The following is a 25,821-nucleotide window of genomic DNA, read 5'->3' as shown; positions in this document are numbered from 1 at the left end:
ACTCGGAGGTGGTCTCTTCTAATCCCTAGGCCGCAGGTTCGAATCCTGTCAGGCGCGTCATAGATATCCAGGCTCTTGGGGTTTTTCCCTAAGAGCTTTTTTATTTGGTTTTGTGTATGTCGTATCCGGGTGAAGATTTAATCGGAGTGAGGCGTTCTCTATAAGCTAGGCGCCGCGATAGGCCTTGGCAAGACCTCCTCCGGCGGTTTCCCGATAAAGGGAGGGCAGGGCCTGGCCGGTCTCTTTCATTACCGCCACCACATCATCGAAGCTGATTTTATGAACTCCGTCGGATAAGAGGGCAAAATGGCAGCAGCTCAATGCCCGGGTTGCCGCATGGGCGTTTCGTTCAATGCAGGGAATCTGAACCAGTCCCCCAACCGGATCGCAGGTCAGACCCAGGTGATGCTCCAATCCCATTTCAGCCGCATATTCGATCTGGCGGATGGAGCCGCCCATGAGCTGGGCCGCTGCAGCCGCTGCCATGGCGCAGCCCGTTCCCACTTCTCCCTGGCACCCGACTTCCGCCCCGGAGATGGAGGCGTTGAATTTGACCACGTTCCCCACCAGACCTGCCGTGGCAAGTGCCTTGACAATATCCTCCCGGGACGGTTTCAATGTATGGAAGAGATGGTACAGAACAGCCGGAAGAACCCCGCAGGCCCCGCAGGTCGGTGCGGTTACGATGGTCCCTTTGGTGGCATTCTCTTCTGCTACGGCATAGGCATAGGCCGCGATGAGGCCGTTGGTTCTAAAATCGCTTCTCAGCATTCTGGATTTGGCAAAGAGGGACTTTGCTTTCCGGGAGAGCCCCAGTCCGCCGGGAATGATTCCCTCCTGTTCCAACCCCCGTTCCAGGGAGCCTTTCATGGTATCCCAGACCTCTTCCAAAAAATCCCGGATCTCGGGACCTTCGCACTGGTCCACATACCCCCAGAAAGAGTTCCCGCTTTTTTGAAAGTGAAGGAGCAGTCCCTCCATGGTGGTAAGCGGATAACTGACACGGGATGAGTTAAGTTCCGTCTCATCCGACGACATGAGCGCTCCTCCGCCGATACTGTAGACCTCCCAGTGCCCGCACCGTTCTCCATGGGAATCAAAGGCGTCAAACTGCATCCCGTTGGGATGAAGGGGAAGGGTTTCATCCTCTTTCCAGACAATCTCCAGCGGCCGGGAACCCATGACCTCTTCAATGGCCTTGTCCGTCAAATGACCTTTACCCGTAGCCGCTAAACTTGAAAATAGAGTCACCCGATAGCGGGCAGCCCCGGGATATTTTTTTAAAAAGCGACGGGCGGCCCTGTTTGGCGCCATGGTATGGCTGCTTGAGGGACCGACTCCCATGCGATATATTTTTTTTATGGATTCCACGGATTTCCTTGCTCCATCTCCACAGATCCTGTCTTTGATCTGCATCTGGTGTTGGTTTACGGGTATTCCAGACACGAAACTGGATATGTTATTATGGCGACGTAAATTTCCTATAATTTAAAATTTACGACAATAAACTATGTATTTTATAAAAATATTATACAATTTTTTATTTAAACATCATTTTTAGAAAAGCACATTCTCAATAAACTGTCAAGTCTTCTTAAGAGACCGTCAAAGGGAATCTGATGAAGAAATAAGAAACTTCAGACTCATATCCGGCAGGAAATTATGAAGGCCTGCACCTGCCTCTGTCAACGCAGGTGAAATCATTATTTTTTTAACATCTTCTTTATATTCCTGGCGTTCAGCCATGGATCCGAGTCAGGTCCGGGAGGCCCGGGGATTTGAACTTTGAGAAATCAGCCCTATCTTAATTGGATATGGATATAATTTGGCGACTTTACTTATTCAGGGGAGGTGTGTGGTATGGGGAAAAAACTTCGTGCCTGCAAAACATGTGGGAAAAAACTTGAAGGAAAAGGCCATCTGTGCAATCCTTCTGAAGTCACAGAGGCATATGTCTGTCAGGATTGCGGCGCTTCGTCAACCGATGCCAGGCATATCTGCAAACCCAAACTTCAGAATTTGAAATATGTGTGCAAAAAATGCGGCCGCTTGTCTGTAAAATCAAACCGGCTGTGCAAACCCCGGGAAATTGAATAATTTGATTGTTTGCTAAGCTGTATGACCCGGGCTTCCGTTCTTTGAGCGAATCATTTTTTCCCGGAGATCAGGGAAAATTTTAAATCCACTTGTTGATAGACCAAAGATTTTTTTAAAAATCATTTGACTTGCTGTAAACGTTTGCAGTAAGTTCAAAAAAAAGGGGGATTGACATGGGAAATCCGGCACCGACAATTAAAGATATCGCCTTAAAGGCAGGAGTGTCCTACTCCACGGTCTCCCGTGCCATTAACGGCAAAAAAGGGGTCAAACCCGAAGTCCGGGAAACAGTATTGAAAATCGCAAATGAAATCAACTATTTCCCCCATTCTTCGGCCAAGGCCCTGGTGCAGAAGCGTGTAGGCGTTATCGGTGTCATTATCCCAAGGACCAGTGAATTTGCCTTTCAAAATCCCTTCTACTCCCGCATCCTTTTGGGGCTGAGTTCCGTGGCCAATGAGTACCAATATCAGTTGATGCTCTCCATCAACAACCAGGTGGATGTGGCCTCTCTCTATTACCGGCGCCAGGTGGACGGCATCGTCGTTATTGCCAACCGGATTCATGACAAAAAGCTTATCAAGACATACGAGGACGGCATTCCCGTAGTTGCCGTCCCCGGATTTCCGGCCGATTCAGGTGTCGGCATTCCAAGTGTGAATTCCGAGAATGCAAAGAGTATGTACCGTGCTGTCAGGTATCTTATGGGATTGGGACACCGGAGGATCGGTTTTATCATGGGGAAGATGGATTCCTGGTATTCCATAGAAAGACTCTCGGCCTTTAAACAGGCATTTGCTGACAAGGGAATTTTCTGCGATGAAAACCTGATAAGGGAAAGTGATTTTTCCAAAACCGCCGGATTCAGGATCATGGGTGAACTGCTCGACCTTGCCCAGCCGCCCACAAGTGTTATCTGCATGAACGACTCCATCACCCCAGGTGCCCTGCACCAGATCCACAGCAGAAAACTCAGCATCCCCGATGATATTTCCATCCTCGCCATCGGGTGTTCAGATATGTACGAATTGTTTCATCCGCCGCTGACCACCATAAAAACACCTGTAATTGATATCGGGAAAAAAGCGGCAGCCATGCTGATTAAGACCATTGAAAACGGAGATCCTGTTGAGAGGCACCATGTTCTTGATTCAGATCTCATCATCAGAGAATCAACCGGGGAACTGCCCCGGAAGGAGACGGTCTGAAGCCGGCCATTTCCTGAAGAATAACGGTTTTGTTATTGAATTAACCTGTATTATTTTTTTTGCATTTTTATTGCAAACGTTTGCAATATGATAACCGAACAAGGAGCAGCCTGAATGAATCAGAATCCCATACCAGACAACAAAGTCATCATCACGGTGGCCCAGACCGGAGCCATCACCAATAAAAAGTTGAACCCCAATGTCCCTGAACAGCCTGGAGAAATCGCCGAATCCGCACTAGACTGTTACAATGAAGGTGCGGCCATCTGTCATATCCACGCCCGGGATCCCCAGGGCGAAAACACTTCGGACATTGATATTTTCAACGAAATCCACGGCAGGATAAAAGAGGCCTGTCCCATCATTATCCAGGACAGTACCGGCGGAGGGCCCAATCTTACCCAGGAAGAGCGGATCCATTGTCTCCAGGCCGGTCCGGAAATGGCCTCTTTGAACATGGGAACCCTGATGCGGGTATCCGGGCCCTACAAGGGAATTGCCTGGTCCAATATGCCTGACGAGATTGACTATTACGTAGATGAAATGAACAAAGGGGGCATCAAGCCTGAAATGGAGATCTACAACCATGCCATGCTTCAGGACGTCCGCCGCCTCATCAAGGACGGACGCATCAAAAAGCCCTATTGCATCAATATCGTCCTCGGCATGCGGTACCAGGGCGCAGAGCCGGCCACGGCCGAGACCTTGACCTCCATTGTACGGCAGCTGCCGGAAAGCAGTATTTTCAACTGCACCAATGTGGGATCTGCCCAAACCCGGATGGGAACCCTGGGGATGATACTGGGGGGAGGGGTACGTGTGGGCCTGGAAGACAATATCTATTATAGAAAAGGGGAACTGGTCTCTTCCAATGCCCAATTGGTTGCCCGGATCGTTCGGATTGCAAGGGAACTGGGTAAAGAGCCTGCAACACCGGACGAGGCAAGGGAATACCTGGGACTTTCCCCACAGAATCGATAGAAACCAAAAGGAGTTTGTTTTCATGGGATCCAATGTCATAGAAAATATTGCAATTATCGGATTGGGAACAATGGGACCGGGAATGGCCCTGGAATTTGCCCGGGCCGGACATCATGTGATTGGTTTCGATGTAAACCCCGGGGCAGCTGAGGCAAGCCGGGCAGTCATTGATGCAACCCTTTCCACCCTGGTGGAGGCCGGACACATGCCCGAAAAGGAAACCGGTTCTGTGAAAGAGCGGATCCGCTATACGGATTCCATTGAATCCGCCGTTGAAAATGCCGGGGTCGTGGTGGAAGCGGTCAGTGAAAATTCCACTGTTAAACAATCCGTATTTGAAAAAATCGATGCCCATGCCCCTGAAGAATGCCTGGTGTGGAGCAATACCTCCACCTTGAATATCTTTGAGATGATGCCTGAAAAAAGGCTTGACCGAACCCTTATCGCACACTGGTTTGCCCCGCCCCACATCATTCCCCTTGTGGAGGTGGTAAAAGGGGGGCAGACCTCCCGGGAAACCCTTGATCTTACCCTTTCTCTGTTAAGGGGGATGAACAAGCGCCCCATTGTCATTGAAAAGTATGTTCCCGGTTTTATCATCAACCGCATTCTAAGAAACCTTGGCCGGGAGGCTTTTTTTCTTCTGGACAACGGTTACATCAGCAAAGAAGACCTGGATCTTGCGATAAAGGCCAGTATTGCCCCGAGGATGATGGTCCTGGGGTTGATCCAACGCTATGATTTTACCGGCCTGGATCTGAGTGCCAGAAACCTTCTGGATGAAAATTTCTTTGATCCCCCGGTGGATAACAGGCCGGCATCCCTTCAGAAGAATATCGATGCGGGGAATCTGGGAGTGAAATCCGGCCGCGGCTTTTACGATTACACCGGCCGAAATCTGGTCGATATTCTAAACGACCGGGATAAATATTTGCTCAAAGTGATGGATAATCTGCAGTTCTGTCTTGAAAAAGACCGGCTCGTATAACGTCAGTTTAACTCTAACAAGGAGGTACAAGTCATGAAGTCAAGAAGTGCACTATTGTCAATGGGGATCGTCTTGTTTGCGGCGGTATTGTTCAGCATTCAGGCCTGGGCCGGAGGTTATCCGGAAAAACCGATCAATCTCTACATCCCGTATTCCGGAGGCGGAACCACGGATGTCACTGCCCGGCTTTTGACCAATATCGCCCAAAAAGACTTTGCAACGCCTCTGGTCTGCATCAACAAGCCGGGGGGCGGCTCCGCCCTCATGCATGAGCTGATCGCCAAATCGGATCCTGACGGCTATACCCTGGGTGTCATGGTAACCGCTGCCCTGACCCGGATTCCGTTTCTGCGGGATGTCAATTACGATCCCATGAACGATTTTGAAGCCATCATGCTCTACGGCCTCTACCAGCACGGCCTTTGCGTCAAAGCAGACAGCCCCTGGAAAACCTTTGAAGAGTTCATTGCATATGCCAAGGAAAATCCCAACAAGGTAACCTATTCAACGGCCGGGACCGGTTCCGGCCAGCATCTGGTCATGGAGTATCTTGCTGCAAAGGAAGGCATCAAGTGGACCCATATCCCGTATAAGGGTGGAGTGAATGCCGTGACCGCCTGTCTTGGCGGCCATGTTACCGCCACATCCCAGGCAACCGAATGGAAATCCTATGTCCAGGCAGGTCAGCTGAGACTTCTTGCCGTATACGGTGTCAAACGGATTGCCAGTTTTCCCGATGTCAGAACCCTTAAGGAGATCGGATATGACTATGCATTGGTTTCCGGTATGGGGATTATTGGGCCGAAGAACCTGCCGGATGACGTGGTCAAAAAAGTCGGGGATGCCTTTGGATCCGCCTGCCAGGATAAGGGGTTTCTCAAACAATTCAAAAAAATGGACCTGCTTCCCTACTACCTGAATCAAAAGGAGCTTGCCGATTTCCTCAAGGAGGATTATGCATTTAAAAAGGACCTGATCCAACGGATCGGTTTGGGAAAAAAGTAAACACACCAACCCTCCTGCAGGAGTGCTATGCTCCTGCAGGATAAAAGGAAATTCAAGATTATGTCCAGATTGAGAAATGACGTCATCTCCGGTCTGATTCTATTGGTATTTGCCCTGGCCCTTCATCTCTTTATCATTCCGGCCCAGGTGGATTCCATGAATGAAGGCCCCATTGCCTTATCCCCCAGCCTTTTCTGCCATATTACGGCATTTCTGCTGCTTCTTCTTTCCGTCGGTCTGGTGGTTTCCGGTTTAAAGGATAAAAAGGCCCGCACGGCAAGGGACATGTCCCAAATAGCCTATACTGTCGGCAGAGGGGCAACGGCCATACTCTTTTCCGTTTTATATATCATGGCAATGGAGATCCTGGGGTATTTTACCAGTACGATTTTGTTCATGGGATTATTTCTCTGGTTCTCCGGGGTCCGGTCCTGGAAGGGAGGAGTACTGTTTCTATCGGCGATCATCCCCTTTATCTACCTGCTGTTTGTCAAGGCGCTGAATGTTATTCTTCCGTCAGGACTGATCATATGAGGGCTTGGGGTTTACTTTTAAATGAGGTGGTGTACAAACGCGGATTTAATCCGGGGCCGTCATCACAGGGAATTTAATCATGGATACGTTTATAACTTCATTTGGTCTTTTTTTCCAGCTGCCTGTATTTATGGCCACTTTTTTTGGTGTGGCCCTGGGCATCGTTCTGGGATCGATTCCCGGTCTGACGGCAACCATGGCCATTGCCCTGATTGTACCGATGACCTTTTCCCTTCCCCCCATTGTTTCCATCGGCATGCTGATGGGGGCCTATAAAGGAGGGTGTTTCGGCGGGTCGATCCCGGCCATTCTTCTCAATACCCCGGGAACCCCGGCAGCGGCGGCCACGAGCCTTGACGGACATCAGCTTGCCAAAAAGGGAAAGGGATTCAAAGCATTGAGAGTGGCCCTTTTTTCATCCGTACTTGCCGACAGTTTCAGTGATCTTGTTTTGATCCTGGTGGCGCCTCCCCTTGCGCTCATCGCTCTTAAAATGGGGCCCCCTGAAATGACGGGCCTGGTGATCTTTTCCCTGCTCATCATTACAGCTGTCGCCGGAGATTCCATGATCAAGGGATTGATTGCAGGTGTTCTGGGACTTCTGGTGGGAACCGTGGGCCTTGATCCCATCATGGCAACCCGGAGGTTCGGCTTTGATCTGACCCAGCTGGATGAGGGAATTTCCCTGATGCCCATGCTCATCGGCTTGTTTGCCCTTTCGGAATTTTTCATTGCCACGGAGTCCATACGCAAGAAAAAGGAAGTTCATCTTTATAAGATCTCCACCGACCCAAAGGAGGCCAGGCTGACAAAGGATGAAAAAGTTGCCTGCGGAAAAATCATCGGTATGGCATCCTGTATCGGAACCCTTCTCGGGGCAATTCCCGGCATCGGCCCTTCCATTGCAGCATTTGCAAGCTATGCCCAGGCACAGAAAATATCCAAAAAACCCGAAGAATTCGGCCATGGTTCAATAGAAGGGGTGGCAGCTGCCGAAGCCGGCAACAATGCCGTGGCCGGGGCAAACTTGATACCGCTTCTGACCCTTGGAATCCCCGGAGATGTAGGCGCTGCCCTATTGCTGGGGGCGTTTATGATACAGGGCCTGCACCCGGGGCCGTTGTTGTTCAAAGACAACCTGGATATTATCTATGCGATTTTCATGGCATTGCTTATGGCCAACCTGTTTAATTTTCTCATCGGCAGGCATTATATTAAGATCGCAAGCAAGGTTGCCAACGTACCCAAGCAGTATATCTTCCCGGCGGTACTTGCCTTTTGCCTGGTGGGATCCTACGGGTTCAACCAGAATATGTTTGACGTGTGGATGGCCCTGTTTTTCGGGGGACTTGGATATATCCTGAGAAAAAACGGTTTTCCGGTAGCCCCCCTGCTGATTGCATTTATACTGGAGCCCATTTTGGAAAGCTCATTCCGGCAGAGTCTGCTGATCTCCCAGGGATCTGTTTCCATTTTCTTTACCCATCCCATCTCCTGCGTTTTCCTGGTCATTTCAGTTATCGGCGTCTGGTTTACCGTCAGGAGCCGGAAGAAACAAAAAAAAATAATTCAGAAAGATTAAATAGGTGTGGACATGGCAGAGCGTGTTTTAATTACAGGAGCGGTTCGGACGCCCATTGGAAAATATATCGGCAGCCTGAAAGAGGTTGAGGCTTACAAACTAGGGGCAATTGTCCTCAATGAGGCGGTTGCCCGGTCCAAAATCACTCCCCAGAAAGTCGATGAGGTGATTTTCGGCCAGGCCTATCAGAATGGTGAAAGTGTGAATGTGGCCAGGATGTCTCTCCTGGCGGCCGGCTGGCCTGTGGAAATTCCCGGTATTACGCTGGACCGCCGCTGCCTTTCCGGCCTGGATTCCATTTTTACCGGCCTTGTAAAGATCCAGAGCGGGTATGCGGATGTGGTTGCCGCAGGCGGCGTGGAATCCATGAGCCGGACGGAATTCTATATTCCGGGGGAATTCATGAAGTGGGGGATGGGAGGCAAGAAAGATCCCAAATGGGGGCTGATGCCCCGGGGCCATGGTGCGCTTCCCATGTGGGGACTGCCCTTTTTTGACAGGATCCAGCGGGCAAGAGTGATGTCCCAGCCCATAGAGCGTTTCGGAGAATTAAACTCCATGATGAGCTGGGCGGAGGCTGCTGCCCGGCAGGAAAAAATTTCAAGGCAGGATGCCGATGAATGGGCCGTGAGAAGCCATAGGAGGGCCGTTGCGGCAATGGACCAGGGCCGGTTCGATGGGGAGATCATTGCCGTTCCCACGCCGGTCCGGAAAAACAAGGATCTGGTTTTTGAAAAAGATGAGACCCCCCGACCGGACATCTCTTTGGAAAAACTGGCCGGTCTTTCAACGGTTTATGAAGACGGGATCTGCACAGCCGGCAATTCATCCACAGAGAACGACGGTGCCGCGGCCGTTGTCATCATGTCGGAAAAAAACGCTGCAGACTTAAATGCAGAGCCCCTGGCCGAGCTCATCTCCTTTGGCCTGGCCGCATCAGATCCCAGACTGACCTATCCGGCAGTTCCGGCTGCAGTGGACAAGGCCCTGAAAAAGGCCGGCCTTACACTGGATGACATGGACCTTATAGAAATTCAGGAAGCCTTTGCCGCACAGGTCCTGGCGGATACGAAGATGATGAATCTGAAGGAATCTGATCTTGAGGCCAAGGTCAATGTGAACGGGTCGGGCATTTCACTGGGGCACCCCATTGCTGCCACCGGAACCATGCGCCTGGTAACCCTTGTTCATGAAATGAAAAGGCAACAGGCAGAATACGGCCTTGTTGCGATCTGCGGGGGCGGCGGCCAGGGGATTGCCGCCGTTGTTAAGGTGTAAGTCACCTTTTAACCGATTTTTCTCCCAAAAATTGAAGGGCATCTCCAATTAGAGATGGCTGGAGAAAAAGGGGTAGTAATTTTGCAAAATATTCGTAAAACTTGATGCCCTTTATTCAAGGAGGGGTTGGGATTTCGGCGTCAAAAATGAGCCCGGTTCCGATTCCAACCCGTGTGTTCGAATCTTACCGGACGGGTTGCCGATATAAAGGCCCTGGGCCTTATCTAAAGAGATCTTTTGATCTTGTACTCATTTTTATATAACCCAGATTATATAATTCTCAACTTGACAAATCCGCGTTTTCAAGCCAAATTAGAGGCACTTTTATATTTGACGACAGCCCTGACTTCCCTTTCAGATAATTGTATATTGGAAAAGACTGCGATTTTTGAGAATTTTTATGAAATTTTGGTTTATTATCAGTTTTATTATCACTGTTTTTTCCCTGTCTGCCGGTCAGGCCGGGGCCGATGAGATAAGCGTGCTCACAACCACCTGGCTCCCCTTTGCATATGAAGAAAAAGGGGAAGCCAGAGGCTTGAGTTCAGAGATCGTAAGAGCCGCCCTGGATAGAGCGGAAATAATTGCCGATATAGAATTCAACTCATGGAACCGGGCGATAATAACGGCCAAAGCCCGGAAAAATATTTTGATTTACCCCCTGATGCGCATCAAGGAAAGGGAAGGGGATTTCATCTGGGTTGCCCCGATCTTTAATGCCAAACTATCCCTGTTTAAATTGAAAACGCGCAAAGACATCACAGTCAAGACCCTGGAAGATGCAAAAAAATATAGTATCGGGGTTCTCAAGGGGGCGGCAATGCATCAATACCTTCTCTCCAAGGGATTTGAGGATGACAAACAGCTTCAGATTTTTTATTCCAACAGAAAAAGCATCGAACTGCTCTTCAGGGAGCGCCTTGATTTGACGGCGGAGAATCCCCTGGTTTTCAGCTATGAGGTAAAACAATTAAATCTGTCCAAAACCGATCCGGTCCCATTCTCCATGGACAAGGTGGAAGAATTGCTTCCCCTAATTGAAAGCAAGGCTTACATGGCCTTTGGCAAGGGAAGTTCCCAGGAATATGTCCTTCGTCTCCAGACCGCAATAAAGGATTTGGAAGCCGACGGAACCATCGGGACGATTTTTGCCAAGTACAGGTGATAAAAACCTCCTTATCACGATCCCCCATTTTTATCTCGTTTCCATTTAAGGCGTCAGACCCCGGTTTATGACTAAAGGCCACCTCTAATAATTGCCTTTTGGCCCGATTTCTGCGTTGCAGGAAAATTTTAATCCTCGAAATATTCAATATATTCCTCCGGCTAAAATTTTCCTGCGCCTTGAACTCAAACCAAAATTCTAATTATTCGAGATAACCTAAATTTAAAAAGGATTGGATTTCCCTCTTTTTAAGGGCCCTGGTCCTGAAATTTCGCAGTCAATCAGTTGACTATTGGCCGTTGACCTTCTAAAGTACCAGGACATGCCCGTAACCCGGCGATAAGGAGTCCGCCTGAATTCAACGAGGGAATCCGGAGAGGAGAACCCAATGCCCAAAGACTACAGAGTAAAAACAGCTGATTTGACCCGATCCTGCAGTAAAGATCCCTTTGATTTTGCGACCACTGCCGACCTGGAACCTTTGGACAGTGTCATCGGTCAGCGCCGGGGAGTGGAGGCCATTGATTTCGGGCTGAACATGAAAGATCCCGGATACCATATCTTCATTACCGGGGAAGAGGGAACGGGCAAGTCAACCATCATCAAAGAGATCCTGGCCGCCCATGCCAAAGACCGGGATACGCCCGGGGACCTTTGCCTGGTCAATAACTTTGATGACGAGTACTGCCCCATGCCCATGGAAATGCCCACGGGATCCGCTGTTTTTTTTTCCCGCCGCATGGCCCAGTTCATCGAGACCCTGAAGGTCAAACTTCCCCAGGTCTTTGATGATAAAGTCTTTCAGGAGAAACAGGACAAAATCAAACAAGAGGCTGCCCAAAATAACCAGGATTTTCTTTCCCCGGTGGAAGAGGCTGCGGCAAAGCTTGGCATCGGCATCGTGAAGACGGAACAGGGGGTTCAGGCGGTTCCCCTGAAGGATGGCCGGCCAATGAGCCAGGAGGAATTCCAGGAGGTTGAGCCGGACCGCAAAAAAATTCTGGAACAGGGCCTGGTCCGGGTGGGCCGGCAGGTGAATGAGACCCTCAAAAAGATTCAGTCCCGGGCCCAGGAGATGCAGGAACAATTGGAGGACTTGGCCGCAGCAATGGCCGGGGACCTGTTCTCAGAGGAGATGGACCTTACCTTTGTCGATTTTAAAAACTGGCCCCAGGTCCGTGATTTTCTCGGGAAGGTCAAAAAAGACATGGAGGAAAACATCACCCTGCTGCTCCACGCCGCACTGCCCCGGAAGAAAAAAGACCCCCGGGCAGCAGCCGGGGCAAAATTTCTGGAAACAAGATACCAGGTCAACGTGCTGGTGGACCGGCGCGGGGAAAAAGGGGCGCCCATCGTTTTTGAATCCAACCCCGGCTTTCAGAATCTCTTCGGCAAGATCGAAAAATTGCCGGCCCGGGGGGGAGAGGTTACGGATTTCTCCATGGTGCAGGCCGGTTCTATTCTCCAGGCGGACAAGGGCTACCTGGTCCTTGAAATCGAGCCCCTGCTGCGGAATCCAATGGTGTGGGAAACCCTGAAAAACACATTGCAGAACCGCAGGCTGTGCATCCAGGATCCGCCGGACCAGGCCGGATTCTACATGGCATCTTTGAAGCCCGGCCCCATCCCCCTTCAGGTCAAAGTGATCCTTTTGGGCGGGTACAACACCTTCCATGCTCTCCAGGGAGCAGACCCGAAATTCAACAAGATCTTCAAGGTCCGGGCGGATTTTGATCATGAGGTGGAGTTGAGCCGTGAAACCCTGAAGGAGTATGCGCGTTTCATTGCCAGGGTCTGTAAAAAAGAAAAGATGCTCCCCTTTTCCCCGGGAGGGGTAGGGGGAGTGGTGGAGCAGGGCGCCCGCATGACAGAGGATAAAAATAAATTGTCCCTGCGCTTCGGCAGGGTCCTGGACCTGCTCAAGGAGGCGGACTACTGGGCCCGAAGGGAACAGGCCGGCCAGGTGGATGAGAAGCATGTGGCCCGGGCCGTCAACGAGTACCGGTTCCGCCATAATCTTTACGAAGAAAAAGTCCAGGAACGGTATGACGATCAATCCATTCTTCTGGATGTCACAGGAGAGGTGGTGGGACAGGTCAATGCCCTGGCCGTTTATCAGATCGGGGAGATTGCATTTGGCCGGCCGACCCGGATCACGGCGGAATCCTATATGGGCAAACCCGGTATCGTCAATGTGGAACATGAGGCCGAGCTTTCCGGCCAGACCCATGACAAGGGGGTGATGATCATTGCCGGGTACCTGGGCAGGGTCTTTGCCCAGAACCATCCTTTGAGCGTATCCCTGAGCATCACCTTTGAGCAGAGCTACAGCGGCATAGACGGAGACAGCGCCTCCTCCACGGAATTGTATGCGGTATTGTCCAGCCTTTCCGGATATCCCATCCGTCAGTCCGTGGCTGTGACCGGCTCCGTGAACCAGAAAGGGGAGATCCAGGCCATCGGCGGGGTAAACGAGAAGATTGAGGGATTTTTTGACGTCTGCCTTAAAAAAGGACTATCCGGAGACCAGGGGGTGATGATCCCCCTGTCCAATGTGAAAAACCTCCTGCTCAGAAAGGAGGTGGTAAAGGCGGTTGAGTCCGGCATGTTCCATATCTACAGGGTATCCACCATCGAGCAGGGCATAGAGGTTCTGACCGGAATCCCGGCCGGAAAGGCGGACAAAAATTTTAATTTCCCTGAAAAGAGCCTGTTCGGGGCGGTGCAGGCCAAGTTGAAAAAATTTCATGACCGTTCGGTCTGCTGCACCGGTTGAGGTCTTAAAATGAAGGGAATGAAAACAGACGGGGAACAAGTCAAAAAACTGGGGACATTCTCCGGGGTATTTACCCCCAGTGTTCTGACCATACTGGGCATTATCCTTTTCCGGCGCCACGGATTCGTGGTGGGCAGTTCAGGGCTTGGAACCGCCCTGGGGATCATCTGCATCGCCAACCTTATCTCCGTGCTCACCAGTTTCTCCCTGGCCGCCATTGCCACCAACATGAAGGTCAAGGGCGGGGGGGACTACTATCTGATATCCAGGACCCTGGGAAAGGAATTCGGCGGCGCCATCGGCCTTGTTCTCTTCCTGGCCCAGTCGGTTTCCATCGGGTTTTACTGCATCGGTTTCGGCGAAGCTGCAGAGGGGATCCTCCATCCCATGGGATGGATGCTCTCTTCCAGGATAATCGCCTTTGCCGCCCTGGGATTCCTATTTGTTCTGGCCTGGGTGGGGGCGGACCTTGCCACCAAGTTTCAATATATTGTCATGGCCCTCCTGGTTCTTGCCTTGACCTCTTTTTACGTGGGGGGGCTTCAGCACTGGGATTCTTCTCTCCTGGCCGGAAACTGGACAAAAGATCATCCGTCCATGGGTTTCTGGGCCCTTTTTGCCATTTTTTTTCCGGCGGTTACGGGATTCACCCAGGGGGTCAGCATGTCCGGCGATCTTGAAGATTCGGGCAAGAGCCTTCCCCTGGGCACCTTTTCGGCCGTGGCCATCTCCATACTGGTCTATGCCTCCACCGCCGTAGTCCTGGCCGCATCCAATTCCCTTGACAGCCTGGTCAGCGATTACAATACCATGAACAAGACCGCAGTCCTGGGATTTCTCATCGACGCAGGGGTCATCGCCGCCACCCTGTCTTCGGCAATGGCCTCTTTCCTGGGTGCGCCCAGAATCCTTCAATCCCTTTCCGGTGATAAGATATTTAAAATCTTAAATCCTTTTTCCAAGGGGGCCGGACCCGGGAACAATCCCAGAAGGGGCGTGCTCTTTTCCCTGTTTCTGGCGGTCGCTGTCATCTCCCTGGGACAGCTGGACCTGATCGCCGGGATCGTTTCCATGTTTTTTCTCATCTCCTACGGGCTGCTCAACTATGCCACCTATTTTGAGGCCTCCACCCTGAGCCCCTCCTTCCGGCCGCGGTTCAAATGGTATCACCGGTACTTCAGCATGGCCGGGTTCCTGGCCTGCCTTTTCGTGATGATGGCCATTGACATGAAAACCGGCATCGCGTCCTCGGCCGTACTTTTCGCCGTCTATCAATACCTGCGCCGGGTCCACGGCCCGGTCCGGTGGGCAGACAGCCGAAGATCCCATTATCTCCAGCAGGTAAGGTCCGGCCTTTTGAATGCCTCGGAAGATGTGGAGCATCCCAGGGAGTGGCGGCCCTATGTGCTGATCTTTTCCAATGACACAGACACATTGTCCGGGCTTCTTCGGTTTTCAAGCCTGATCGAAGGCGGCTCCGGGATTACCACCGCGGTCAGGCTGGTCCGGGGAAAAGGATACCGGGCCATGAAACTGAAACAGATTGCCCAGGATCAAATGACCCGGGAGATCCAGGAGGGAGAGTTCCGGGCCTTTCCCCTGGTCGTGGCCGGGATGGACCTGGACTCTGCGGCAAACACCCTGTTCCAGTCCTATGGGCTGGGGCCGGTAAAGGCGAATACCGTTCTCTTTTCCTGGCAGGATTTCAATAAAATTCCGGATAAGGTTCTGCCCGACCTGAAAAAATATCTGAAACCGGCTGTCCGGGCCCGGTGCAATACCCTGATCCTCAACGCCAAACCATTGGTTCCAGCCCCGGAGAAACCCGGGGAGGAAAAAATCAGGAGAATCGATGTCTGGTGGAACGGGGATGATACCGGCCGTCTCATGCTCTTGCTGGCCTACCTGGCAACCCGTTCCCGGAAGGCAGACTCGGCTTCCATCCATCTCATGGCAATTAATTATGACCGGGATAACCAGGAGATCAGAGAAGAACTCCAGGAGATTCTGGAGGATTTCAGGATCGAGGCCGAACCCTCCATCATCCTGGGTCTGGACCGGGAGACCCTTTTGGCAAATTCAAAAGAGGCGGATCTGGTATTCCTGCCCTATACATTGGAAAAGGATCTTCCCATGATTTTTTCCAAATATGAGCCGGAAACCGTTCTGCCGGATCTTGCCACCACGGCAATGGTGATGGCGGCCATTCCAATGGATCTGGATGCCGCCCCTGAAGAGGGGAGAATCGGGGAACTTGCCGCTGTATACGATGAGCTTGAACATGCCGTGGCCCGGGCCTCTGCCGCAGAAAAAGAGGCTGTGAGGGCGGCAGAGGAGGCCCAGACCCGGTTGGAGGCCATGGAAAAAGAACAGGAGAGCGGCGGGGAAAGGGAGGAAAAACTCATTGAGGCCATAAAGCAGAGGGCCAGACAGGCAAGGCAAAAGGCCCAGAAGGAAAAGGCCAAGCTCGAAAAAGCCTCCCAAAAGGCCCTGGAAAAGGGGATTGAAAAGGATATCCGGGACAAATTGGTAATTGAGCCTTCCGGGAAAAAGGATGATCTTTAAGAGGGGGCGAAACAGCTCCGGTCCGGCAGGCCCCGACCACGGTGAATTCCCTGAATCCGGTCAGGGGAGCGGGATCTTTTCATTTTTCCAAAGGGAGAAAATCGCCGCTGTCCTGGCAGAGCAGGGCAGGGGAAGAACCTTTATTCTGGTTCTCGCCACCCTGGTCATGGCCGGATTTGCCTTTCAGACACGGCTGGATAATTCAGGGGTCTCCTTTGGCACCGGAGACGCCGAATCTGCCAGGGCCCACCAGGCTTTTGTCCGGACCTTTGGAATAGACGATTATCTTCTTCTGGCCGTTGCCCACGGAATGGAGATCCCAGACCCGGATCTCCGAAAAAGAATAAAAAAGATCCGGGAAAGCATTACCGGTCTGGACGGAATCCTTGAGGTGACAGACCTGGAAAAGGCCGCATCTACCGACCTGCCGGGTTTCCCTGAGCTGTCCGGCCCCTGGACGCCATCCGTCATTACCGGGCTGGGTCAGCTCCTTCCCGGGGTGAGCCAGCTGGTTTCCCAGGACATGAAGATCCTGGGGCTGGTGATCCGGATTGATAATGAGAGATTGAACGGATTCAGGCTGGAAAACCGAGTCTCCCGGATAAAGAAAATCATAAGAGAGGCCTTTCCGGGACATCCACCATCCTTTGCCGCAGGCCTCCCGGTCCTCCGGGCCGCTTTTGAACGGTACAATTTGATCAATGCCCTTATCTTCGGGGGGCTGGGCCTGGTATTCGGTACCCTTGTCGCCTTTTACCTTTTCAAGACCCTCTGGGCCTCGGTACTGGTACTCATTTCCTCTCTGATTTCCCTGGTCTGGGTGCTGGGGTTGATGGGCCTTTTGGGGATCCGCATCAATCTGGCCTCGGGCCTCAGCTTCGGCTTTGTTCTCATCGCATCCTGCACCACGGTTTTCCATATCCTTTCCGCGTATCAGGCCAATATAAAAGCCGGGCATGGAAAAAATGCTTTGGCCAGAACATACATCCAGATCCTCAGTCCCTGTTTCATGTGCGCCCTGACCACGGCGGCCGGTTTTTTCAGCCTGTGTATCAGCCCCGTGCCCATGGTCAGGCAGGCCGGCGTTGTCATCGGGCTGGGGGTGATCCTCTCCTTTTGTCTGGCCCTTCCCCTAACCTCCCTGGGCCTTCCCCGGCTGATAAAACAGACCCCGGGTTCCGGCGGGCTGCCGGACCGGCTGGACCGGGCGGCCCGGATACTCAAGCTTCCGGGATTTCATTTCCCCCGGGCAACCCTGGTCCTCGGCCTTGTCTTCTGCCTGGCCATGGCCCTTGGCATTCCCCATATCCGGACAAACCGGCATCTGGCCCTGCCCATGCTCAATCGCACCCCCGAGGCAAAGGAGATGGCCTTTATCCGGGAACACCTGTCCACGGGGTATTCTTTTTCCCTTGTCATGGCGCCAAGGTCCGGGTCCTTTGACTCAAGACAGTTCTGGTATGACCTTCTGGCCTTTGAAAAAAAGATCAGGGAAATGGAGGGGGTGGAGAGCCTCGATTCCGTAACCCCCCTTGTCTTTCGGACCGCCCTGCGGTTTTCCCATGCCGGCATCATGCCGGAACAGATCTATCAACAGATTCGGTCCGGCATGCCGGTCCACGGGATGATCACCCCGTTCCTGGACAAAGATTCCGGGGCCCTGCGTCTTGTGGTCCATATCCGGGACCAGAGTCCGGATCAGATCGAGGCCCTGCTTCAGGAAATCAAAGACCGGGCCGAAAAAAGCCTGGGCCGGCGGGCGGATATCACCCTGGCCGGACAGATGATCTATCTGCGATCCCAGACAACCGGCCTGGTTGCCTCCCAGCTGCGAACCCTTTTCCTGGCCCTGGGGGTGATCACCCTGTTCATGATGGTTCAGCTCCGGTCCCCTGTCCTGGGCCTTTTGAGCCTGGTTCCCAATGTCCTGCCCCTAATGACTGTTTTCGGAGTCATGGGCTGGATGGAGATCGGACTGGATCCCTTGACCATTTTTGCGGCGGTGATCTCCTTTGGATTGTCCGTGGATGATTCCATCCATTATCTCACAGCCTTCAGATATGAGCTGCTCAAAGGGGGGAGGCCTGTTTTGCTCTGCCTGGGCAGGGCCTATGACCGGACGGCCCGGGCCCTGATTTCCACCACTGCCGTGCTCTTTTTTTCATCGGCAGGCCTTGTTTTCTCTTCATTTTCCCATGTGTTTTCCCTGGGCGTCCTGGTGGCTGCTGCATCCCTGGCCGCCCTGGCCGGGGACCTCATGGTCCTGCCGGCCCTTGTACAGAAGACCGGACTGATGTATAAGCATAGGGCAATACCCACGAACTCTAAACAGACAGGATCTTATGATTAATTTTTTCAATTCCTATTTTATGGAAAAAAACAGATACTGCTTTGATCATGTCTGGGAAATCAATGCAGACCCGGACCGGGTATGGGATGAACTGGTTGCCTTTGAATTGTGGCCTGGCTGGTGGGAAGGGCTGGAAACCATAGAAGATAAGGATTCCGGAAGGCCCCTTGGGAGGGGAAGCCGGATACGATCCACCTGGAAAGGGGCCTTGCCTTACTCCCTGACTTTTGATGCCAGTATTCAAAATTTTATTCCGGGGGCCCGTCTTTCCTTTTTTGTGTCCGGTGATCTGACCGGATACGGGGATTGCCGTTTCAGGCCCTGCAAAGAGGGGACCCGGATCCGGTTCTCCTGGAATGTGGCTCCGAACAAATTATGGATCAAATTAAGCGCGCCCTTTGCCCATTCCATGTTCAGGGAGAACCATGACCAGGTTCTGGCCCAGGCCGTCAAGGGGATTGACAAAATATTCAAACGGACGGAAAAGGATGCTGAAATGCCCCAAGAGGGGTTCAGCCCGGGTTTTTAACTTCAGCCGGAGAGGGAATTGCATGTTACAGAAGATCATCAAAAGGGTTAATAATCTGACGGCAGAGCAACAAAAACAGGTACTGGACTTTCTTCAGAATCTGCCCAACGGAGGGGAAAGAGGGTATCCCCGCAAAAGGACCCGGCTGGGAATTGATATTGCAGGCGGCAACCGGGTGATCCAGTCCGACACCCGTGACATCAGCGCCACCGGAGTGTTCATCAACACCACCGGCCGGCTGGACCCGGCCGGCACGGTTCAGGTGGTATTCTCCCTCCCAAAATATGAAAAACCCTTTAAACTCCAGGGAGAGATCACCCGGATTGAGAAAAACGGAATTGCCATCCGGTTCAGGGAGGTAAGCCCCTATTTCAACCAGATCCTGGATGATGCCATCTGGGGATAATCCTGATCAGCGACCCATTTCCCGGTGGGAGCCGAGATATAAAAAATCGGAAAAAAGGCAGGGCCGGAAACCGGCCCTGCCGTATCAGGAGGGGACGGGTATCACTTATCCCTTCTGGCGGATGCGGGAGAACAGGAGCATCAGGCCCATGGAAAGAAGCACGGAACTTGACGGGATAGGGGTATTCAAAATGGTGCCAAAACCGTTCCATTTGACATGGACAGGGATTGGTACTGATTTCCTGACATGATATCGGCCATTCCCGATGAAAAATTGTAAATCACAAAATTGGTAAATCCGGTCAGGATTCTATCGGTAAAAAGCAGAATGGGGGCTGACCCGGGATACATAAACCCATCTTCCACTAGGATTTCCAGACTGCCGATCTATCCGGAAATGGTCAGGGATGCATCTGTAACCGGAGACAGGTACTCTGTTCCCGATCCAATGAGGTTTGATTCGTCATCGGTGATTGTCCACTCAAAGGTATCTCCCAGGGAGGCCCCTATGGGTCATCGGCGGAATCCAAGCCTGAAACATCGTCTATGGTCCGTGTGGCGGTTGCCTGGAAAGCCGATGACGGCTCTTAAAAATAATTGTGAAAAAAATGTAATGAATCAGTCCTTTTATTACCGATTTTTTGACGGAGATGTTGGAATATTTTGCATTGTGTAAATAATTTCCAGCATAGGGGCATCTGATTACAATTTTCCGGCACCCCAATTTTTATGGAAAGGCCTGCCCGATCTTTTTGGGATTTCAGGGGCGGTCATTGGGAAAATATTTGACAGGGAATGCTTCAAGAGGATAGTGCTAGGCGGATATTGAATACCCGGAGGAGGGCGAATGAATCGACAATTGACGACCTTTGATGATCTTGTTGTGGGGCAGAGGGCATTTGTAAGGAAAACAATCACCGAGGCGGATCTGTCCCATTTCATCGCCATCACAGGAGATGTGAATCCCCTTCACGTGGATGCCGGTTTTGCCGGGCAGACTTTTTTCGGGCAACGCATCGCCCACGGCATGCTGTCCGCCTCCCTGTTTTCCACCCTTGTGGGCATGCACCTGCCCGGAACCGGGGCCATCTACCGGTCCCAGACCCTGGAGTTTTTAAGGCCTGTCTTTATCGGGGATACCCTCTGCGCCTGGTTTGAAATAGAGGCCCTGGATCGAGAAGCCGAGCAAATTGAAATAAAAAGCTGGATTGAAAATCAAAACGGAGAAATCGTGATCCAGGGCCGGACCATGGCGAGTCTGCTTCGGGAGATGATTCCGGGGAAATAGGTTGGCCCGGGTTTAATATTCCAGGCCGGCCTGGGTCTGTGCCGCGCCTTTGAGCATGAATTTGAGATATTTGCGTTCAGCCCGCCTGAAGTCCTTGTACGCGTAATAGTTGATATTTTCCGCAGTTTCAAATTTCCGTCTGTACTTGTTTATGAGTTGCTTTAAACCGGTGTTTTCTTTTTCCATACCGCTGTCCTGCTCCCATAAGTTTTGTGCCGGGCTGCCCCGTCCGGGGCAGCCGGAACCTGTTTTGCTTTTCATAGATGTAAAAGCAAGAACAATGCCGTTTTTTCTATTATGGTAAAGATCCTTATCTGATAGGGGATTCCAGCGGCAGGCCGATTTGAGGATCAATGAACCGGATTGAAGATTGTTACATAAATTATACAAAATCTGACAATTTTTACCCAAAAATTTAAAGAATGCCGGGGCTGCCTGCCCGGTCCAGAGGATCCGGATCAACCCTTTTGGGGACCAATAAGATTATTTTCAAGCCCCTTGAATAATTGGTCCGACCGGTGTACAACATTAAAGACGGCCCGGCATTCAGGACTTTCCCGAATAAAAATGGCGGGGCGTTCACAGGCGATAAGCTTGAATCACTTGTTGAGATGCTGATGCCGGTTTCAGTCCTGCCTGCTTTAACTTCAGATACATGATCCCTGTCAGGTGGTTTGAGAGAAAGACCCATAATTGAACCAAAGGAGGAGGGATGGATCCCAATAAATTCAGAGAATCCCGGGAAGCCATAAACCGGTTGTGCGACAACATCAATCTGCTCATTGACCAGAAGGCCCTGGAGGCCTCAAAAGAGTGCTATGAAGAGGTGAATGAGTGCCTTGATGTTCTCAGACCCCAGGCCGAAGGCAAGATCCAGAAAAGATCCGTAAAAAATCTCGGATCAAAGCTGAGGGTTCTTTCCACCCGGATCAAAAAATTAAAACCCAAAAAAGCGTCTTCCAAACCTGGAAAAGCCAGCCGTATCCTATGGGATGAAAAACGGGTGGCCGGACTTTCAGATCCTTTCCTGAAAAAACTGCTTATCAATATGGGGGATGATCAAGAGGCCCAGGTCTGTTTTGGTACCAGCGGTAAAGGAATCCGGCCCAACTATCAGATCCAGTTTGCTTCAAAGGAAATCATTGCCTTTAACGGATCAAGCCATAAGCAGAATTCAAAGCTGATATCAGGAGATCCCGGAAAATTATCCCCTCCCTTTTCCATGGATGTGATTAAAAAGAGTCTTGGGGCAAAAGGGGATTAGTCCCTGATCACTCTAATGGTCTCCGGACGGATCAGGGACGGGGCTGCAGTTTTTTCACCATGGTGACCTGATTCTTCCGGGGGGAGGCACAGTCAAACTCAAGGGAGTCCATTACCTTTTTCATGATATAGATACCCAGCCCTCCGGGCTGGACCGGATCGATATCCCTGGATTTCATTTTTTCAATATCGCATTTCAGGCCTTCATCCATGATCCGGATGATCAGTTTATCTAATCTGATCTCAAAGATGAATTCAATCTTTCCGGTGGGATCGTTTTTATAGCTGTGCCTGATAATATTGGAGCAGGCCTCATCCACGGCCAGGACAATATTGCGGGAATCCTCCCTGGAGAACTTCATGATCCGGGTGATTTTTTCCGTGGCTCCCCTGACCAGCTTAAGGTACCTGGGATGGGAGAGAACACTCAGGCCTATTAAATCGGCTGCCATTTTAATCTACCCCCATGCTCAAAAGGGTCAGGTCGTCCTTCCTGGCCTCTCCAAGGGTATACCGGTCCACGGCCGCCGGGATGTTTTGAATCAAAAGGTCGGGTGAATCCGGAACCTTTAAAATCTCATTGATAAGACGGTCCATGCCGAACAAATTGCCCTGTCCGTTCCGGGCCTCGGTGATTCCGTCGGTGAACAGGGTGAGAACGGAACCCGGTTCCAGTTCAAGGCTTTCCCGGGTAAAATAGGTATGGGGCAGAATTCCCAGGGGAGGGCCTTTGGCAGCTTCCTTTCCCAGGAAAAGGGCGCTGCCCCGGTCTGAATAGACCGGGCTGGGATGGCCGGCATTGGAGAAGAAAATCTTTTTCCCCGGGATATCCAGCACCATGTATACCAGGGTGACAAACATGCCCCGGTTGCTCCTCTGGCAGAGCAGAGAGTTGATCTGCCCCAGCAGCCGTGCCGGATCATCAAACAACAGACTATTGTACTGGAGGTCACTGATCAGCCGTGCCATGTAAAGGGAGGCTGCGATCCCCTTGCCCGATACATCCCCGAGGACGATGCCCAGCCGGTTCCCGGGCAGATGGAAAAAATGATAAAAATCCCCTCCGATATCCAGGGCAGGCTGGTTCAGGACGGCAAAACGGTATCCCTCAATATGGGGCGGGGCCGCCGGTAGAAAACTCTGCTGGACTTCCCTGGCCAGTTTCAGGTCCCGCTCAAGGGTCTCCCTCTGGATGATGACCTGGTGCATCTGGGCCGTATCAATGGCCACGGCGGCACTCGATCCGATGGTCTCGAGCATTTCAAGCTCTTCATCCGAGAAAAAATAGGGTGGTTTGAGTTTGTTGATCACCTGGATGACGCCCAGGATCCTGCCCCTGATCTTCAGGGGCACGCAGATCATGGTCCGGGTCCGGTATCCTGTTTTCCTGTCATAGTCCGGGGAAAAATTCGGATGCTGGTAAACATCCTTCAGGTTGAGGGGCTGCCGGGTCTCGGCAACGTACCCGGCAATGCCCTGTCCCTTTTTCAGCCGATAGATCTCCCTGATCTCGTCCCCGACCTCGCCCAGGGCCACCTGAAAGACCAGATCCCCGGTTTTTTCGTCCTGGAGAAGCAAACTGGCCGAATCCGCTGAAAATGCCTTTTTGGCGGTTTCCATGACATGGGTCAGAAGCCTGCCGATGGAAAGCTCCGAGTTGATGACATTGGCAATCTCAATACAGGCGGACAGGCGTTCCACCTTTTGGGTGCAGGCATTCAGGTCTTGGGATTGATGGATGAGCATGGTTCTCCAATGATATTCTATCTTGGGTTTCAGGACCTTTAACCGAATTTTTATATGAAAAAGCAATAAAAGTCAAAACCGGCCGGCCGGCATCGGGGGAATCCCATGTAAATGTCCAAGGCAGGCCCCGGGGGCTTCAACTCCGCAGAGGAAGGGATTTGTACGGGCTCGAACCGTCTTTCCACGAAAGGATGGCAACTCGTTTCACTCAAACAGGCCGACCGTTAGCCGTTCCAAGCCGTCAAGAGCCCGTACAAAATTCCCTTTATGTCTCCGTTGAAGCCCCTGGGGCCTTTGCACTGATACGGCAGGAAATCGGTTGCCGGGGCTTTGATCTGCCAATGGCCGGCAATTTTACATGGGAGGACTGCCCTGGGGCCGACAGTCGACCAGCCAGGGATAATCGTTGACAGAGCCCTGCCCGCAGGGTATTTATGGGCGTATTTATTTTTTAGAGTGATATTCCATGATCCGAGTTGAAAATCTTGTAAAAAGGTATGGTCATCTGGCGGCTTCAGATCATCTGACCTGCTCCTTTGATGAAAATCAGATCACCGTTATTCTGGGAGGAAGCGGTTCCGGGAAAAGTACCCTTCTTCGGCAGATGACGGGGCTGGAACGGCCGGACTCGGGATCGGTCTGGTTTGACGGCATAGACCTGACCCGGGCCGGTAAAAAGACCCTGTACGAAAAGAGAAGAAAAATGGGCATGCTCTTCCAGGGATCTGCCCTGTTCAACGATTTGAATGTCTACGAGAATATCGCCTTTCCCCTGCGGGAACACACCCGGATCGTGGAGAACAACATCAGGACTATCGTGACCATGAAACTGGAGATGGTCGGGCTGCGGGGCAGTGAGTCCCTCATGCCCTCCCAGCTCTCCGGAGGGATGATGAAGCGGGTGGGCCTGGCCCGGGCCATTGTCATGGATCCCAGGATCATCTTTTACGACGAGCCCACCTCCGGGCTTGATCCCGTGTCCACAGGCGTCATCGACAAGCTCATCCGGGATTTGAACACCAAACTGGGCATCACCTCGGTGGTGGTTTCCCATGACATTGAATCCTGTTTCAGGATTGCCGACAAGATCATCATCCTCTACTTTGGCCGGATCATCGCCCAGGGCAGTGTGGATGAGATAAAAAACAGTTCCGATCCCAGGGTAAGGCAGTTTATCAACGGGGAGCCCGAAGGCCCCATTCCCTTTGCCCGTTCGGAAAGAGACTATCTGGACGAAATATTAATGACCTGACAGAAAAGGGTTTTCAGGAAGACAAATTGAAGCTAGAAATGACAGCACGGCTGGGCCGCATTACCCTGAACCGCATCCAGGTGCTTGGGAGGGGCGGGGTTTTCCTCTGGACCGCCTTGTCTCTGGCCTTTTCCCCGCCCTTCCGGGCGGGCAGGCTGATCAAGGAACTGGAGTTTATCGGATCAAAGTCCTTCTTGATTGTCTTTGTTACGGCCCTGTTCACCGGCATGGTTCTGGGTCTCCAGGGTCATCACACCCTGGTTCAGTTCGGGGCCGAGGCCCTTTTGGGATCGGCAGTGGCCCTTTCCATCATCCGGGAATTGGGGCCGGTGCTCTGCGCCCTCATGGTCACGGGAAGGGCAGGCTCAGCCATTACGGCTCAGATCGGTATCATGAAGATCACAGACCAGTTTCCAGCCCTTGAAATGATGTCCATTGATCCGGTCAAGTATGTGATCAGTCCCAAGATCCTGGCCGGCATCCTCTGTCTGCCCCTGTTGACCGCCTTTTTCGATGTGGTGGGGATCATGGGGGGATTCCTTGTGGGGGTCAAACTGCTGGGGGTGAACCAGGGGGCCTATTTTGGAAAAATGGTTGCCGCCGTCACCTTTGCCGATATTTACGGCGGTGTGATCAAATCCCTTTGCTTTGGCCTGCTGATTGCCTGGATATCTTCTTTTATGGGGTTCACGGCAGAACCCTCCACCCAGGGGGTGAGCCGGGCCACAACCGGTTCGGTGGTCCTCTCCTCCCTGTCCATTCTGGTAGTGGATTATATCTTGACATCATTATTACTATAGGATTAGATC

Annotated in this window: 22 protein-coding genes; 17 read left to right on the top strand and 5 right to left on the bottom strand. The window is 51.9% G+C overall.

What is annotated here, in order from left to right; genetic code table 11:
• Positions 1-165: 165 nt before the first annotated feature.
• Entirely contained in the window at positions 166-1,371 is a 1,206-nt protein-coding gene (locus tag F608_RS0101850) for an L-serine ammonia-lyase, iron-sulfur-dependent, subunit alpha (protein WP_027362371.1), read from the bottom strand.
• A gap of 234 nt (positions 1,372-1,605) precedes the next feature.
• The gene (locus F608_RS36660; protein ID WP_022663905.1) at positions 1,606-1,746 is read right to left on the bottom strand and encodes a hypothetical protein; all 141 of its coding nucleotides are present in this window, start codon (positions 1,744-1,746) and stop codon (positions 1,606-1,608) included.
• 524 nt (positions 1,747-2,270) lie between these two features.
• Here F608_RS36660 and F608_RS0101835 point away from each other — a divergent pair.
• The 14 genes from F608_RS0101835 (at position 2,271) to F608_RS0101760 (ending at position 20,751) form a co-directional block, all read left to right on the top strand.
• Positions 2,271-3,305, top strand: a complete 1,035-nt coding sequence (locus tag F608_RS0101835) for a LacI family DNA-binding transcriptional regulator (protein WP_022663903.1) — start codon at positions 2,271-2,273, stop codon at positions 3,303-3,305.
• A gap of 114 nt (positions 3,306-3,419) precedes the next feature.
• Entirely contained in the window at positions 3,420-4,286 is an 867-nt protein-coding gene (locus tag F608_RS0101830; protein ID WP_022663902.1) for a beta-keto acid cleavage family enzyme, read from the top strand.
• Between the two features lie 22 nt (positions 4,287-4,308).
• Complete coding sequence (locus F608_RS0101825; protein ID WP_022663901.1) at positions 4,309-5,274, top strand: 3-hydroxyacyl-CoA dehydrogenase family protein; 966 nt, start codon at positions 4,309-4,311, stop codon at positions 5,272-5,274.
• 33 nt (positions 5,275-5,307) lie between these two features.
• On the top strand, positions 5,308-6,279 hold the full coding sequence (locus F608_RS30395) for a tripartite tricarboxylate transporter substrate binding protein (RefSeq protein WP_084680951.1): 972 nt from the start codon (positions 5,308-5,310) through the stop codon (positions 6,277-6,279).
• Positions 6,280-6,339: 60 nt separating this feature from the next.
• Positions 6,340-6,813, top strand: coding sequence for a tripartite tricarboxylate transporter TctB family protein (locus F608_RS0101815; protein ID WP_161626805.1), 474 nt, complete (start codon positions 6,340-6,342; stop codon positions 6,811-6,813).
• Positions 6,814-6,892: 79 nt separating this feature from the next.
• Positions 6,893-8,395, top strand: coding sequence for a tripartite tricarboxylate transporter permease (locus tag F608_RS0101810; protein WP_022663898.1), 1,503 nt, complete (start codon positions 6,893-6,895; stop codon positions 8,393-8,395).
• Between the two features lie 12 nt (positions 8,396-8,407).
• Entirely contained in the window at positions 8,408-9,673 is a 1,266-nt protein-coding gene (locus F608_RS0101805) for a thiolase family protein (protein WP_022663897.1), read from the top strand.
• A 400-nt stretch (positions 9,674-10,073) separates the two neighbouring features.
• Complete coding sequence (locus F608_RS0101800; RefSeq protein WP_022663896.1) at positions 10,074-10,838, top strand: substrate-binding periplasmic protein; 765 nt, start codon at positions 10,074-10,076, stop codon at positions 10,836-10,838.
• Between the two features lie 388 nt (positions 10,839-11,226).
• A complete protein-coding gene (locus F608_RS0101795) occupies positions 11,227-13,614 on the top strand; it encodes a Lon protease family protein (protein ID WP_022663895.1) in 2,388 nt (795 codons plus the stop codon).
• A gap of 18 nt (positions 13,615-13,632) precedes the next feature.
• Positions 13,633-16,179 carry an APC family permease gene (locus F608_RS0101790; protein ID WP_022663894.1) on the top strand — a complete coding sequence of 849 codons (2,547 nt, stop codon included), beginning with the start codon at positions 13,633-13,635 and terminating at the stop codon, positions 16,177-16,179.
• Positions 16,169-18,529: an efflux RND transporter permease subunit gene (locus F608_RS0101785; RefSeq protein WP_153307432.1), complete on the top strand. Its 2,361-nt coding sequence runs from the start codon at positions 16,169-16,171 to the stop codon at positions 18,527-18,529. The genes F608_RS0101790 and F608_RS0101785 overlap by 11 nt, the downstream gene beginning before the upstream one ends.
• Positions 18,522-19,058 (top strand): SRPBCC family protein, encoded by a 537-nt coding sequence (locus tag F608_RS30390; protein ID WP_022663892.1) that lies wholly within the window; start codon positions 18,522-18,524, stop codon positions 19,056-19,058. The genes F608_RS0101785 and F608_RS30390 overlap by 8 nt, the downstream gene beginning before the upstream one ends.
• Positions 19,059-19,080: 22 nt before the next feature.
• Positions 19,081-19,464 (top strand): PilZ domain-containing protein, encoded by a 384-nt coding sequence (locus tag F608_RS0101775; RefSeq protein ID WP_022663891.1) that lies wholly within the window; start codon positions 19,081-19,083, stop codon positions 19,462-19,464.
• An 846-nt stretch (positions 19,465-20,310) separates the two neighbouring features.
• Entirely contained in the window at positions 20,311-20,751 is a 441-nt protein-coding gene (locus F608_RS0101760; protein WP_033398053.1) for a MaoC family dehydratase, read from the top strand.
• 12 nt (positions 20,752-20,763) lie between these two features.
• Here F608_RS0101760 and F608_RS36055 read toward each other — a convergent pair whose 3' ends face one another.
• Positions 20,764-20,937 (bottom strand): hypothetical protein, encoded by a 174-nt coding sequence (locus tag F608_RS36055; protein WP_153307431.1) that lies wholly within the window; start codon positions 20,935-20,937, stop codon positions 20,764-20,766.
• A gap of 526 nt (positions 20,938-21,463) precedes the next feature.
• Here F608_RS36055 and F608_RS0101750 point away from each other — a divergent pair.
• On the top strand, positions 21,464-22,015 hold the full coding sequence (locus F608_RS0101750; protein WP_022663887.1) for a hypothetical protein: 552 nt from the start codon (positions 21,464-21,466) through the stop codon (positions 22,013-22,015).
• A 31-nt stretch (positions 22,016-22,046) separates the two neighbouring features.
• On the opposite strand, the gene F608_RS30385 is transcribed toward F608_RS0101750, so the two are convergent.
• Both F608_RS30385 and F608_RS0101740 read right to left on the bottom strand, forming a co-directional pair.
• Complete coding sequence (locus F608_RS30385; RefSeq protein ID WP_022663886.1) at positions 22,047-22,466, bottom strand: ATP-binding protein; 420 nt, start codon at positions 22,464-22,466, stop codon at positions 22,047-22,049.
• A gap of 1 nt (position 22,467) precedes the next feature.
• Positions 22,468-23,760, bottom strand: coding sequence for a PP2C family protein-serine/threonine phosphatase (locus F608_RS0101740; RefSeq protein ID WP_022663885.1), 1,293 nt, complete (start codon positions 23,758-23,760; stop codon positions 22,468-22,470).
• A 466-nt stretch (positions 23,761-24,226) separates the two neighbouring features.
• Between F608_RS0101740 and F608_RS0101735 the strand changes: the two genes are divergently transcribed.
• Both F608_RS0101735 and F608_RS0101730 read left to right on the top strand, forming a co-directional pair.
• On the top strand, positions 24,227-25,012 hold the full coding sequence (locus F608_RS0101735) for an ABC transporter ATP-binding protein (protein ID WP_022663884.1): 786 nt from the start codon (positions 24,227-24,229) through the stop codon (positions 25,010-25,012).
• Positions 25,013-25,038: 26 nt separating this feature from the next.
• Positions 25,039-25,812, top strand: a complete 774-nt coding sequence (locus F608_RS0101730; protein WP_244154226.1) for an MlaE family lipid ABC transporter permease subunit — start codon at positions 25,039-25,041, stop codon at positions 25,810-25,812.
• Positions 25,813-25,821 lie beyond the last annotated feature (9 nt).

The sequence above is a fragment of the Desulfospira joergensenii DSM 10085 genome (genome assembly GCF_000420085.1).
Classification (GTDB): Bacteria; Desulfobacterota; Desulfobacteria; order Desulfobacterales; family Desulfobacteraceae; genus Desulfospira; species Desulfospira joergensenii.
The sequence above is the reverse complement of the archived record's forward strand: the minus strand, read 5'-3'. Positions and strand labels throughout refer to the sequence as shown.